The following is a 13,820-nucleotide window of genomic DNA, read 5'->3' as shown; positions in this document are numbered from 1 at the left end:
TCCAAGTATGTTTTGATCGATTAATTACTTAGCGTATTTTGGAGACAACTCTTTAGCAGCTGCTTCCAACAACTTACCTGCTGTATCGATGTCACCTTTTTTGATCGCAACCAAAGCTTCAGGATAACTAGCAGCCAATAGTAAATAGAATTCCTTTTCGAATTGTCTTGCTTTTTCTACAGGAACATTGTCCATCAAACCTTTTGTAGAAGCGTAGATAATCGCTACCTGATTCTCAACTGCTACTGGGGCATACTGAGCTTGCTTCAATATTTCTTGGTTTCTTCTACCTCTTTCGATAGTTCTTTTTGTAGATGCATCAAGGTCAGAACCGAATTTAGAGAAAGCTTCCAATTCACGGAATTGCGCTTGATCCAATTTCAAAGTACCTGCCACTTTCTTCATTGATTTGATCTGAGCAGATCCACCTACCCTAGATACAGAAATACCTACGTTGATCGCAGGTCTGATACCTGAGTTGAAAAGGTTCGTCTCCAAGAAAATCTGACCATCTGTAATAGAGATCACGTTTGTTGGAATATATGCAGAAACATCAGATGCTTGTGTCTCGATAATCGGAAGTGCAGTCAAAGATCCGCCACCTTTTACCAAATGCTTGATAGAATCAGGCAAATCGTTCATCTCCTTTGCGATTTTGTCAGAAGCGTTGATTTTCGCAGCTCTTTCCAACAATCTTGAATGAAGGTAGAATACATCACCAGGATATGCTTCACGTCCCGGAGGTCTTCTCAATAGTAAGGAAACTTCACGGTATGCTACTGCTTGCTTAGACAAATCATCATAAACAACCAATGCTGGTCTTCCTGTATCACGGAAGAATTCACCGATTGCAGCACCAGTAAATGGAGCAAAGAACTGCATAGGCGCTGGATCAGCAGCAGAAGCAGATACTACTACAGTGTATGGAAGTGCTCCACCTTTTTCCAAAGCAGCAACAACACCAGCAACAGTAGAAGCCTTCTGACCGATAGCTACATAAATACAGAAAACAGGTTCGCCTCTATCGTAAAATTCTTTTTGGTTCAATATCGTATCGATAACAACTGCCGTTTTACCTGTCTGACGGTCACCAATTACCAATTCACGCTGACCTCTTCCGATTGGAATCATCGCATCAATTGATTTGATACCTGTCTGAAGCGGCTCTGTAACTGGCTGTCTGTAGATTACACCTGGAGCTTTTCTTTCCAAAGGCATATCATAAAGTTCACCTGCCAAAGGTCCTTTACCATCGATTGGGTTACCCAAAGTATCCACAACACGGCCAAGCATACCCTCGCCAACATTGATAGAAGCAATTTTCTTGGTTCTCTTTACAGTATCACCTTCTTTTACCTCTTTCGAGTCACCGAATAATACGGCACCGACGTTATCTTCTTCCAGGTTAAGCACCATTGCTTTGAGTCCGTTTTCAAACTCTAACAATTCACCAGCCTGAGCTTTAGAAAGTCCATAGATACGGGCTACACCATCACCTACTTGAAGGACGGTACCCACTTCTTCCAATTCAGCCTCAGTTCTGACACCAGAGAGTTGTTCTCTCAATATTGCCGAAACTTCGTCAGGTCTTACTTCTGCCATTATCGAATATGATTAAATGTTATTGCTATGATTTATATTTTACTCTCGTAATGATTGTGAGAAAATTCCAAGCGAAGTGCTTTCAACTTGCTACTTAGCGACTCATCCAATTGTCTGTCATTTACTTTCAATACAAACCCTCCGATGATATTAGTATCAATTTTCTCTACCAATTCAATTTTGTCAAGTCCGGATATTTCTTTCACAATACCGACAAACTTACTTCTAAGGTCTTCGGTGATTGGGAAAGTAGTAGTCAAATCTGCTACTTGTATTCCTTTATGACTATTATATTGTTTTTGAAATTCTCTAGCGATGTCCACCAAAAGATCCGCTCTGTTTTTTCTAGCTACAATACCATAGAATGCCATTGTCATTTTATTTGCAGTACTTGCAAACAATGCATTCAATACTTTCAATTTCTTGTCAAAATTGACGATTGGGCTTTTTAGACTCAAAGCAAAATCACGGTTTGCAGCTGCTACCGCTGTCAATTGCTTCATGTCAGCTAGTACTTCTTCAAGCGCACCCTTTTCAATGGCTAGCTCTAGAAGTGATTTTGCGTATCTGGTGGAAACTCTAAATTCAGACATCTTAGTTCAAGTTAATATCTTTTACCATTCCTTCTACCAACTCCTGTTGAGCTGCTTGGGATGAAAGATTTTTTCTTAATAATTTACCTGTAACTTCCAATGTAAGCTGAGCAACATGATTTTTCACTTCAGTCAATGCCGCTTTTTTCTCATTTTCTATTACAGCCTTCGCATTCTCAATCATTTTAGCTCCTTCAGAGATGGCCGCCTGCTTTGCATCTTCAATCATTTTGACAGAAGCTTCGTTGGCAGTTTTCAAAATGTTATCTCTTTCGATTCTTGCTTCTTGGAGCAATTTTTCGTTTTCAGATTTCAAGTTAGCCATTTCAGCTTTCGCTTGTTCAGCTGCTTTCAATGCATTGTCAATGCTTGATTCTCTTTCTTCCAAAGTTTCAAGGATAGGCTTCCAAGCAAACTTCATCAAAATAAATAACAAGGCTAGGAAACCGATTAGTTGCCAAATGATAAGCCCCGAACTAGGTAGTATAAGATCCATGTAATATGAGAGTTATAATTTCAATTTTGTTCAAATCAAGAGAAGGGATTGGCCTAACGCCAATCCCTTTTTTCTGTTGTTCTTAGAAAGTAAGACCACCTGCGTTCAAAGCAATAAGTAGACAAACTACTACTGCAAACAGGGATACTACCTCAATAAGAGCTGCAATGATCAACATGGCAGTCTGAACTTTACCAGCAGCCTCAGGCTGACGAGCAATAGATTCCATAGCCTGACCACCAATTCTACCGATACCTAGACCTGCGCCTATCGCTACAATTCCAGCACCGATACCTGCACCCATAAGTGCTAATCCAGCAGACAATAATAATGAAGTTAACATACGTGTGTATTATTTATAAATTGAACAAAGAAATTCCAAATTAATGATGCTCATGCTCTGCTACTGCTCCACCGATATACATCGCTGTGAAGAGTGTAAATACATAAGCCTGAATCGTTGCTACCAACAATTCGATAACATTCAAGAAAGTCACCATCAAGGTACTTACTACCCCAATAGCATAAGACTCAAATATGAAAACCAAAGCAATAAAGGCCAAAATCACAATGTGACCTGCTGTGATCGCTACAAAGAGACGGACCATCAAGGCAAAAGGCTTGGTGAACAAACCAATAATCTCTACCGGCACAATAACCAACAACAATGGAATCGGAACTCCAGGAGTCATAAATACGTGCTTCCAATATTCTTTATTCCCGTTGACATTTACCAAAATAAAAGTCAAAACAGCTAGAGTTGCAGTCACAGCAATATTTCCCGTGAGGTTGGCTGCTCCTGGCATCAAACCCATCAAGTTGCCTATCCAAATAAAGAAGAATAGCGTAAGGAGATAAGGAACAAATTTTTTGTATTTAGGACCAATTGCTTTGTGGGCAATTTCATCTCTCACAAAAATCACAATCGGTTCGATAAATGAAGCGATTCCTTTGGGAGACTTTACGCCATGCTTTTTGTAATGACTTGCAGCAGATAAGACAAGGTATCCCATCACCAAGATCACCAAAAACAGCATTGCTACATTTTTTGTTATCGAAAGATCTGTGAAGCTTGCTCCATCAGCTCTCTGCAAATGATCATGCTCATCGATATAGAAACCTTCTGTACCGTAAGCCTCTCCAAACTTGTGCGTATCATGGTCCTGAAAGTCAGAAGACATGAAAACATCTAAGCCGCGGTCAGCAGAATAAATAATTACTGGCAATGGAAGCGTCACATGAGTATGCCCAAAGGTAGCAAAATGCCATTCATGGGAATCTTTAATGTGATGCATAATAAATCCAGTCTTATCTTCATCACCACCACTAGCAAAAGTGGGTGTTGAAAACGTCAGCAAAGCAGCTGTAAATAAAACACTTAGGCAAACAAACTTACGGAACATCAAATCGAATTTTTATGACCTATTTTGAATTCGGGCGCAAATTAGCTATTAACCCGTATATATCAAATATTAAATAGAACAAATAAATGACAAAGAAATTAGCGACGAACAGAATTATATTCTCAACGTCCAATAGTAGATAGATTACAATGAAGCCCAAACTCGCCAAAAATCTCAAAGCAGTAGCCCCAAGAAGTATATTTGAAGAATTTTCTTTGCTCAACCTTGTCAGGTAATGTACAAAGGTTCCTGTAAGCCAAGTCAGTAAAGCAAAAAAAGAAAGGATCTTCCAGATAGAATCATGAATCCAATTTGGTTGGAGGTGATTTTGAAAGACATAGATGATACCTGCCAAAATGAGGGTCAGTGCCAAAATCCTTAATGTAAATATTTTTATGCTTGACATGATATCTTTACGAGGGCGCAAAATTAAGAATTTTTATTCTTTTCTTCTATCTTCTCGTCATTTTTAAGTGATTGAAAAAGTTGGTAAAAAGCAAGAATGATTGAAAGAAAACAAAAAACCAAAAGCCAAACAGGAAATTTCATCTCACTTTTTTGCTGAATTACCCACCCCAACCACGTCCCAAGGCCAATTATGGCAAAAAGCTGGAAGGATAATCCAATATACTTTACATACACTGGAAAATTATCCTGTGACGAATTCTTTTTTTGATTCTTCAAGTTTTGTTTCCCCATTTAGTTCATTGGGAGTGAAATCTCCCATTTGACATTTGCCATTAAACTTAGCCCCAGATTCAACAACTAACTTCTGTGTATATATATTACCAGTGATAATTGCTGATTTTTTCAAAAACAATACTCCTGCACAACGTACTTCTCCTTCAACTTTCCCGGAAATCTCCGCTTCCTCTGCATTCAGCTGTCCAATCACCAAAGCAGACTCTCCTATCACTATTTTATTTTTTGAATCCAATGTCCCTTCTACTCTTCCTTCTACCCTGATATTTCCCTGAGCTTTGATGTCTCCTTTAATAGACGTCTCTTTGGAAATCACGTTGCTGGAGTTTACCATTTCAGCAACGGATTTTTTTTCGTTTTGCTTGTTGAACATACTAGTTGAATGTAATGAATTCTTGAGGATCAAGCGGGCTACCTCTGTACCATAGCTCGAAATGTAAATGCTGCCCTGTAGTGAGTTCCCCTGTATTTCCGATGATCGAGATGATCTCACCTCCTCTGATGATATCTCCTACAGATTTCAATAATACTGAATTATGTTTGTAAAATGAAATTAATTCATTCGAATGCTGAATACCAATGACATAACCTGTCTCCAATGTCCAGGCAGAAATAATCACAGTACCAGCGGCAATCGCTTTGACTGGTTCATTTTCACTTGCCACTATATCTACACCAAAATGATCTATTTGAGGATCAAAGCTCGCAACAACCACACCTTTTATGGGTGGGAAAAAGTAAGTTTCTGTAAATGTATTTGGCACGTATCTTTGTGGGGAAGAAAAATCAAGCGGTACACCTTTAAACTCCATTTCGATAGCTTTGGTAGATTCACTTTTGCTGAATAAATCAATATTATTCTCCGATGCTGCAAACTTATCCACATTTATAGAATCTTGTACGATAGCAGACCCATCGCCTCCTCCAGAGATTATGTTTTGGATATTTCTTACGTACAAGTCCTTTTGCTTCAAATCCACCATAAGTGAATCTACCATGTCAGAGAGTTCTACAATCTTGGCCATATTTTCATTTTCAAGGTATTCGGGATCAAACCAAGCTTTCAAAAATGTCCTTGAAGCAAAAAGCGACAATCCAAAAGTGATAAATAAAAATAAAAAAATAATTAATGCTATTTTTACCTTTGTAATACTTAAAGAAGAAATGACTGAAAAGTCTTCCTCCTTTCTAATTACAAATAGAAACTTAGTATCTATCCAACCTCTTATTTTATCTTTTAGTCTCAATCTATTTTTGATTTAAGTATTTACAAGTCTCAAAAATATAATATTAATAGATACCGTTAAATAAATTAAAGCAAAACCGTTATTTTGGTCAATTGTATATCTCATGTCAGTAATGAAAACGAAACACTCTTGTTTTATAATATTTTTGATCTTGCTTTTTTCGGCTTGTTCATCTGAGAAAAACACTTTTACAAATAGAATGTACCACAACACTACTTCAAGGTACAATGCCTATTACCTGTCCAATGAGAAAATCACTGAACTGGAAAACACCATCAAAAAGAACCATAAAGAAGATTTCAGCCAAGTGTTGCCTGTTTTTTACCCGATAGATAGTGCTACCATAGATCAAAGCGAAGAACTTTTGAAAGATGCCAGAGAGCTCTCCTCAAAAGCGATAGACTGGCATAGGATTTCAAAATGGGTAGACGATAATTATTTTTTGATCGGTTTGATAGACTTTTATCAAGCCAATACAGACGATGCTATCAATACTTTCAAATATATCAATGTTAACAGTAAAGATAAAGATCTTAGGCATAGAGCTTTGATTCAGTTAATGCGGATTTTTATAGATCAAAAAAATTATGATGATGTCATTTTTGTTATTGATTACCTTTCTAAAGAATCAAAGATCAATAAAGAAAATAGATTTCACCTTTTCAAAACTCTGGCTTATTATTATCATACAAAAGATGATATAGAAGGAAAAATAGGTGCTTTGGATAAGTCACTGCCCTACACAAAAGACAAAAAAGAAAAATCAAGAATCAACTTCATCCTAGCCCAACTATATCAAAGAGAAGGTCTTGATGCATTAGCATACAGTTATTACCAAGAAGCTCTCAAAGGAAATCCACCTTATGAAAGAAGTTTTTTTGCACAACTCTATGCACAAAAGGTGGCAGAACTTGACAAATCCAAGGATTTAAAAAAAATAAGAAATTATTATGATGACTTGTATTCAGATAGCAAGAATAAGGATTTGAGAGATGTGGTTTTGTATGAGAGAGCTTTGTTTGAACTAAAGCAAGATGAAAGGGAAGATGCTGTAAACCTACTTATTAGAGCTGCAAAAGAAGAAGGCAGCAATCCTATTCAAAAAGGATACATCTATCAAAAACTGGCCGAAATCAGTTTGGAAAATGACAAAGATTATCGATCTGCAAAATATTACTATGATAGTGCCTTGACCCATTTCAGGCCAATTGACCCCTCATATGCAGAAATTGAATCCAAGAAAGGGATTTTGGACGAGTACGTAATTCATTTTGAAACTATCACAAAAAATGATAGCTTGATCCAACTTTCAAAATTGAGTCCTGAGCAGCAAGAATTAATTGCTGAAAAATATATCAAAAATGAAGAAGACAGGCTTTTGAAAGAAGCTGCTGCAAAAGAAAAACCTAAAAATTCGGGGGTTTTCGACAACTTATTGGCATTTGGGGGAAGAAGCACAGGTGAAAGCTTCTATTTTGACAATTCTGTAGCAATGCAACAAGGCTCCATTGATTTTTTCAGAAACTGGGGCAATAGACCTCTTCAAGACAATTGGCGGAGAAGTTCCCAAGGTTTTTCATCATCAGGGTCTAGCGAGATAGAGGAAACTAATGTTCCTCAAGCTGAAGAAGCCGAAGAGAGTCTTTTCGAACAAATACCATCCAAAGAAAGTATGCTTTCCCAAATACCAAAATCAGAAGAAGACATTTCCAAACTGAATATGGAGTTGGAAATGTCATATTTTGAACTAGGGAAATTGTTGTTTTTTGACTTCAAAGAGCCAGAATTCAGTATCGAAAACTTGGAAAATCTGATCACTTCCTATCCAAATACCATAAAAAAGCCAGAAGCTTATTATATTTTGTATTTGGCTCAAAAAGAAAGAGATGGTAACTCTCAACTTTATAGTGAAAGACTAAGAAGAGAATTCCCGGAATCACCGTTTACATTTTCAGTAAACAATCCTGAAAGAGCCTCTGGCAATCTTGCTTATCTCCAAGCTTCCAATGGATACAAAGAGGCTTATGAGCTATATCAGAAAAGAGATTACAGCAAAGCAAGGAGAATTTTGAGAAGTACTTTGGAAGAAAACCCATTGACAAGAAATACAGACAAGCTTTTGCTTTTGGATGTAATGATCTCAGGTAAGCTTGATGACCGGGAGCGGTACAAAATCAGACTTGAAAATTATATACAAAGTACAGAAAATGAAGAGTTGCTAAAAATGGCAAGAAATATGCTAATAGCTCTCACGGGGGAAAACCCTGAAAAAGATAAGATTGCGGCAGCAAAAAATGAAGACGAGCAAGTATCATCAGAAGATGAAGTTGAAGAAGATATTATAGAAGAAGAGTCTCCTTATAAAGAGAATCCTAACCAAACCCATATATTTGTAATAGTTTTGGAGCCAGAAAAGGCAAAAGAAGCAAAAAATCTCTTGGCAGAAATTGAAGCTTTCCATAAGATAAATTTTGCTTCTTCACGCTTGAGAACAGGCAATATGAACCTCAACAAAGAAAATGCTATCTACATTGTCAGCCCATTTAACAATGCAGAGAAAGCCAAAGAGTACAGCGCAAAATTCCTGAAGGAATTTGAATCCAACTCCCTGACGGAGAAAGAAAAAGAGCAAAGTTTATTGATCTCCATTGGGAATTTCCAAGAGCTTAACAAAAGAAAAAACATAGAAGAGTACAGGCTCTTCTACAAAGAAAAATATAAGTAATCCTCCAATTTCATTCTTATAATGACCAAAAAAATAATTAAATACCTCTGGTTGATTTTCATAGCCGGTCTTTTCAGCTTTGTGATTTTTGTATGGGCAGTTAGTGCTAATTTCCTCGGTTTATTTGGGGAAATGCCTGATTTCAAAGCATTGGAAAATCCTCAAAGTGAATTGGCTTCAGAATTATACTCTGCGGATAATGTCCTTTTGGGTACTTATTTTAGAGAGAATAGAAGTCCTGTTACTTACAATGATTTATCACCGAATCTGGTAAAAGCTTTGATTGCTACAGAAGACATTCGATTCGAAGAACATTCTGGTATTGATTTTCAAAGTATGGGAAGAGTGTTTTTCAAATCAATCATTCTCAGGCAAGGTGCCGGAGGTGGTAGTACATTGTCCCAACAAACTGCCAAAAACCTCTTCAAAACCAGAACAAAGGAATCACAAGGTCTATTAAGCAGAATCCCTGGTCTGAGAATGCTAATCATCAAAACAAAAGAATGGATAGTAGCGACTAGGTTAGAAAAATCTTACACAAAAGAAGAAATTCTCACCCTCTACCTCAACACTTCTGAATTTGGGAGTAATGCTTATGGAATAAAAACTGCCGCAAAAACATTTTTTGACAAAACCCCAAATGATTTGAGTCTTCAAGAAGCGGCTGTTTTGGTAGGTCTTTTCAAAGCACCTACTTATTATAGTCCTGTCTTCAATCCAGAAAATTCTTTAAGAAGAAGAAATACAGTATTAAGTCAAATGGAGAGGTATGACTACCTAAGTAAAGCTGAATATGACTCACTGAAAATTTTGCCAATTGAGTTGAATTACAATGTCCAAAATCACAACCAGGGACAAGCACAGTACTTCAGAGAAGTATTGAAATCAGATTTGATAAAATGGACTAAAGAAAATCTAAAGTCTGACGGAACTAATTATGACCTTTATGGCGATGGCTTGAAAATCTATGTAACAATAGACAGCAGAATGCAAAGATATGCTGAAGAGGCTGTTTATGAGCACATGAAAGGCCTTCAGGAGTTATTTGAAAAAGAAATGGGAAATAGAGATCCATGGATTGATCAAAATGGAAGAGTCATTTCAAATTTTCTTGAAACGCAAGTAAAGAGAACTGAGGCTTATAGAAACCTGGTAAAAAGGTACAATACGAACACGGACTCCATTCAAATTAAACTAAATGAAAAGAAGAGAATGAAGGTTTTCTCTTGGGAAAAAGGCGAGGTCGATACCTTAATGAGCACAATGGATTCTCTAAGGCATTATAAGAAACACCTTCAAACTGGATTTATCTCAATGGATCCTGAAAATGGCCACATCAAAGCTTGGGTAGGTGGTATCAATCAAAAATATTTCAAATATGACCATGTTAAGCAAGGCAGAAGGCAACCTGGATCTACATTCAAGCCATTTGTCTACGCTGCAGCAATAGAAAATGGGTACAGCCCATGCTATTCGGTCATTGATCAACCTGTAGAGATCAACATTCCCGGACAACCCACTTGGATTCCAAAGAATGCAGATAATAAATTTTCTTATGAAAAATTAACCATAAGAAGGGCGATGGCACAATCCATAAATTCAATCACCGCCTATATGATGAAGAAACTCAGTCCAAAAGTAGTTGTAGAAACTGCAAAAAGATTGGGTATAACGAGTGATTTGGAAGCAGTACCTGCGCTTGCCTTGGGAACCAATGATGTTTCTATATTTGAAATGGTTGGTGCATTTGGCACTTTTGTAAATAAGGGTGAACATATCACTCCATTTTACATTGATAGGATAGAGGATAAGAATGGAAACCTCCTTCAGCAATTTACTCCAAGAAAAAGGTCGGCAATGAGCGAAGAACATGCATATTTAATGGTCTATATGCTTCGAGGAGGATTTGAAGAGACTAGAGGTACTTCACAGGGAGTTCCATATGCACTTAGAGAAGGAAATGAACTTGGAGGTAAGACAGGTACAACTCAGAATGCCTCTGACGGATGGTATATGGGAATGAGCAAAGATTTGGTATCAGGTGTCTGGGTAGGTGGTGATGACCGCGCTATCCACTTTAGAAGCTGGATCAATGGTCAAGGAGGAAGGACTGCAAGACCAATTTGGGTGAAATTTATGGAGAAAGTATATGCCGACGAAACCCTTGGTATTACCAAAGGCCCATTCCCAAGGCCAGAAAGACCATTAAGTATTGAAATCAATTGTGATGAATATGAAATGCAAAGTAATCGATTTAGTGATTTTGATTACGATCCTCGAAAAAATGACTTCTAAACTTAATTAAATATTAATAGTTCTAAAACAGCCTCCGACAAAGGCTGTTTTTTTATATTTGTAGATATATGGAAGCTTCTTTTTATACACCTGACGAATACAATACACTTCCCGATCAACCCGGAGTATACAAATACTATAACGAAAACCAAGAATTGATTTATGTAGGAAAAGCCAAAAGCCTCAAGAAAAGAGTATCAAGCTATTTCGTTAAAAACACGGGTGTCAACCACAAAACACGAAGGATGGTTAGGGAAATCAGGAAGATAGAAATCACCTTGGTCAATTCTGAGTTTGATGCACTATTGCTTGAAAACAACCTTATCAAAAAAACCCAACCGAAATACAATATCCTGCTCAGGGACGACAAAACTTATCCATATCTACTCGTCACAAAAGAAAACTTTCCCCAAATATACCCCACTAGAAAGATGATCTCTGGCAAAGGTACTTATTATGGCCCTTTTGCCAGTGTCAAGGCGATGAACAACGTACTTGAATTGATAAGAAGTCTGTTCACTATCAGAACCTGTAAACTTGATCTCAACCCCTACAAAATTGCTGAACAGAAATATAAAGTTTGTTTGGAATATCACATTGGCAATTGCCTAGGTCCTTGCGAGGGACTTCAGGGCGAGCCCGCATATATGAAGGATATCGAGCAAGCCAAAAATATCCTGAAAGGAAATCTTGGAGTAGCAAAAGCTTATTTCAAACAATATATGCAAGAAGCAGCAGAGAAATATGCTTTCGAAAGAGCCCAATATTATAAAGACAAACTAGATCTACTGGAAAAATATCAAGCAAAATCTATGGTAGTAAATCCTGCCATCAAAGATTTGGATGTATTCACAATCGTTACTGATGAAAAAATCGCATATGTCAATTTCCTGAAAATCAAAAATGGAAGTATTAATATCACCAAAACAGTAGAACTGAAGAAAAAACTTGATGAAACGGAGCCCGAATTACTTCTGACTGCAATAGTAAGGCTAAGAGATCAATTCAACAGTGAGTCTCCAGAGATCATCGTCAACATAGAATTTGATGAAGAGTACGAAGGACTCAACATTCATGTCCCAAAAATCGGAGACAAAAAGCATTTGCTAGAACTCTCGCTAAAAAATGCAAAGTATTATAAAAAGGAAAAAGCATTGAATGCCGGAGAAGTAGCTGATAAGAAATTCAGAGTTCTCAAACAACTACAGAGTGATCTATCCTTGCAGGAAATGCCTGATCATATAGAGTGTTTTGATAATTCCAATATTCAAGGTACAAATCCTGTAGCAAGTATGGTCTGTTTTCTAAATGGAAAGCCAGCTAATAAAGAATATAGACATTATCATATCAAAACTGTAGAAGGGCCAAATGACTTTGCCTCTATGACAGAGGTCGTAGGTCGTAGATACAAGCGATTGTTAGAAGAAAACAAGCCACTTCCAAAACTTATTGTAATCGATGGTGGTAAGGGGCAGCTTTCTTCGTCTGTAGTGGCTTTAAAGAATTTGGGCATCTATGGCAAAGTACCAATCATCGGTATTGCAAAAAGGCTTGAAGAAATCTATTTTCCAGAAGATTCATACCCTATTCACATTGATAAAAAATCAGAATCACTCAGGCTATTGCAGCGAATTCGGGATGAAGCGCATAGATTTGCCATCACATTCCATAGAGATATGAGAAGCAAAAAGGCATTTGGAACTATGCTTACAGAAATAGAAGGTATCGGTCCAGGTACATCTGAAAAGCTTTTGAAGCATTTCAAGTCAGTCAAAAAGATCCAAGATGCATCCCTGGAAGAAATCGAAGCTGTAATTGGCAAAAGCAAAGCGGAAAAATTACTAGAATCACTGGCACAAAAAAAGAGCGATTGATATATCAACCGCTCTTTTTTTCATATACTTGAAAATTGGATTACCATTCCCATAGGGCATTTTCATAATCTAAAAGCTTGTACTCAAACTCCAAAGCATCCAAGAAGGCCTGCAATTCTGGGTTAGGGTGAGAAGGATCTACCATATCTACGATCAAGGCATCATTTCTATTAGCATATTTTCTTACAACAGATCTAAATAATCTCAAATCAAATGCTTGATCATAAGTCAACTCCTTTGATGCATTTTGGAAATTTATCCATTTTGCTTCAGGATGGTCTTTGAAATGATTATAAAAATCTTTGAACCTAATGAAAGCAACTGACTTTTGGCCTGCATTGGAATTCGTTTCCGAAGGCATTACAAGTTCGAGATACTTCACATCAAATTTTGTCTGTGAATGATGTTTGTCAAAAAGAAAATCTTCCCTAAAATCCAAATAATAAAGGTTTTTCACAAAGATACTATCTCCATTGGCAGCCATCCAGAAATTATTCTGAAATTCCGCTATAGAAAGTGGCTGTGTAAACTCTTCATCAGCAAACACTTCCAAAGCATTGTCTTCTACTACTGCTTTGTAGATATTGTTTACAATTCCATTACTTTTGGAGTCTCCTGAACCATAGAGTGGCAAATTGTACTTCTCCCTCAGATCTATCCTTCTCCACACTGCTATTTGATACATTTTATCATCTTCCCTAATAGGTCTGATGGAATAAACTGTATCAACCTTAAACTGACGATCTCCTGTACCAGATGGATTCATGCTCGTTGGAACTTGCGCAAACCCTTCAAAGCTCAAGAAAACCCCAAGGAATAAGATTAGACTTAATTTTTTAGCATGCTTTATCATATGCTTATGTTTTTTGGTCCTCTCGGACAA

Annotated in this window: 12 protein-coding genes; 3 read left to right on the top strand and 9 right to left on the bottom strand. The window is 37.2% G+C overall.

Features of this window, described 5'->3' with window-relative positions:
• Positions 1-24: 24 nt before the first annotated feature.
• From atpA to MM236_RS10960, 8 genes are all read right to left on the bottom strand, one after another.
• Positions 25-1,602, bottom strand: coding sequence for a F0F1 ATP synthase subunit alpha (gene atpA, locus MM236_RS10995; protein WP_241275033.1), 1,578 nt, complete (start codon positions 1,600-1,602; stop codon positions 25-27).
• A 32-nt stretch (positions 1,603-1,634) separates the two neighbouring features.
• Positions 1,635-2,195, bottom strand: coding sequence for an ATP synthase F1 subunit delta (atpH, locus tag MM236_RS10990; RefSeq protein WP_241275032.1), 561 nt, complete (start codon positions 2,193-2,195; stop codon positions 1,635-1,637).
• A 1-nt stretch (position 2,196) separates the two neighbouring features.
• A complete protein-coding gene (locus MM236_RS10985) occupies positions 2,197-2,691 on the bottom strand; it encodes a F0F1 ATP synthase subunit B (protein ID WP_241275031.1) in 495 nt (164 codons plus the stop codon).
• Between the two features lie 82 nt (positions 2,692-2,773).
• Positions 2,774-3,034, bottom strand: coding sequence for an ATP synthase F0 subunit C (atpE, locus tag MM236_RS10980; RefSeq protein ID WP_014771320.1), 261 nt, complete (start codon positions 3,032-3,034; stop codon positions 2,774-2,776).
• Between the two features lie 40 nt (positions 3,035-3,074).
• Positions 3,075-4,094 (bottom strand): F0F1 ATP synthase subunit A, encoded by a 1,020-nt coding sequence (atpB, locus tag MM236_RS10975; protein WP_241275030.1) that lies wholly within the window; start codon positions 4,092-4,094, stop codon positions 3,075-3,077.
• Between the two features lie 429 nt (positions 4,095-4,523).
• Positions 4,524-4,793, bottom strand: a complete 270-nt coding sequence (locus tag MM236_RS10970; RefSeq protein ID WP_241275029.1) for an AtpZ/AtpI family protein — start codon at positions 4,791-4,793, stop codon at positions 4,524-4,526.
• The gene (locus tag MM236_RS10965) at positions 4,744-5,169 is read right to left on the bottom strand and encodes a bactofilin family protein (protein ID WP_241275028.1); all 426 of its coding nucleotides are present in this window, start codon (positions 5,167-5,169) and stop codon (positions 4,744-4,746) included. Before MM236_RS10965 ends, MM236_RS10970 begins: the two co-directional genes overlap by 50 nt.
• A gap of 1 nt (position 5,170) precedes the next feature.
• The gene (locus tag MM236_RS10960) at positions 5,171-6,043 is read right to left on the bottom strand and encodes a M23 family metallopeptidase (protein WP_241275027.1); all 873 of its coding nucleotides are present in this window, start codon (positions 6,041-6,043) and stop codon (positions 5,171-5,173) included.
• A gap of 112 nt (positions 6,044-6,155) precedes the next feature.
• Here MM236_RS10960 and porW point away from each other — a divergent pair, with 112 nt between their 5' ends.
• From porW to uvrC, 3 genes are all read left to right on the top strand, one after another.
• On the top strand, positions 6,156-8,768 hold the full coding sequence (gene porW / locus MM236_RS10955; protein ID WP_241275026.1) for a type IX secretion system periplasmic lipoprotein PorW/SprE: 2,613 nt from the start codon (positions 6,156-6,158) through the stop codon (positions 8,766-8,768).
• A 21-nt stretch (positions 8,769-8,789) separates the two neighbouring features.
• The gene (locus MM236_RS10950; RefSeq protein ID WP_241275025.1) at positions 8,790-11,063 is read left to right on the top strand and encodes a penicillin-binding protein 1A; all 2,274 of its coding nucleotides are present in this window, start codon (positions 8,790-8,792) and stop codon (positions 11,061-11,063) included.
• Between the two features lie 68 nt (positions 11,064-11,131).
• Entirely contained in the window at positions 11,132-12,937 is a 1,806-nt protein-coding gene (gene uvrC, locus MM236_RS10945; protein ID WP_241275024.1) for an excinuclease ABC subunit UvrC, read from the top strand.
• 40 nt (positions 12,938-12,977) lie between these two features.
• Here uvrC and porN read toward each other — a convergent pair whose 3' ends face one another.
• Positions 12,978-13,790: a type IX secretion system ring subunit PorN/GldN gene (gene porN / locus MM236_RS10940; RefSeq protein WP_241275023.1), complete on the bottom strand. Its 813-nt coding sequence runs from the start codon at positions 13,788-13,790 to the stop codon at positions 12,978-12,980.
• Positions 13,791-13,820: the final 30 nt, after the last annotated feature.

The organism is Belliella calami (assembly GCF_022549695.1).
Classification (GTDB): Bacteria; Bacteroidota; Bacteroidia; order Cytophagales; family Cyclobacteriaceae; genus Belliella; species Belliella calami.
The sequence above is the reverse complement of the archived record's forward strand: the minus strand, read 5'-3'. Positions and strand labels throughout refer to the sequence as shown.

Coding starts and splice junctions, on each gene's coding strand:
- atpA (WP_241275033.1), bottom strand. CDS start 1,602: ATGGCAGAAGTAAGACCTGACGAAGTTTCGGCAATATTGAGAGAACAA.
- atpB (WP_241275030.1), bottom strand. CDS start 4,094: ATGTTCCGTAAGTTTGTTTGCCTAAGTGTTTTATTTACAGCTGCTTTG.
- MM236_RS10965 (WP_241275028.1), bottom strand. CDS start 5,169: ATGTTCAACAAGCAAAACGAAAAAAAATCCGTTGCTGAAATGGTAAAC.
- atpH (WP_241275032.1), bottom strand. CDS start 2,195: ATGTCTGAATTTAGAGTTTCCACCAGATACGCAAAATCACTTCTAGAG.
- MM236_RS10985 (WP_241275031.1), bottom strand. CDS start 2,691: ATGGATCTTATACTACCTAGTTCGGGGCTTATCATTTGGCAACTAATC.
- MM236_RS10950 (WP_241275025.1), top strand. CDS start 8,790: ATGACCAAAAAAATAATTAAATACCTCTGGTTGATTTTCATAGCCGGT.
- atpE (WP_014771320.1), bottom strand. CDS start 3,034: ATGTTAACTTCATTATTATTGTCTGCTGGATTAGCACTTATGGGTGCA.
- porN (WP_241275023.1), bottom strand. CDS start 13,790: ATGATAAAGCATGCTAAAAAATTAAGTCTAATCTTATTCCTTGGGGTT.
- MM236_RS10970 (WP_241275029.1), bottom strand. CDS start 4,793: ATGGGGAAACAAAACTTGAAGAATCAAAAAAAGAATTCGTCACAGGAT.
- uvrC (WP_241275024.1), top strand. CDS start 11,132: ATGGAAGCTTCTTTTTATACACCTGACGAATACAATACACTTCCCGAT.
- porW (WP_241275026.1), top strand. CDS start 6,156: ATGAAAACGAAACACTCTTGTTTTATAATATTTTTGATCTTGCTTTTT.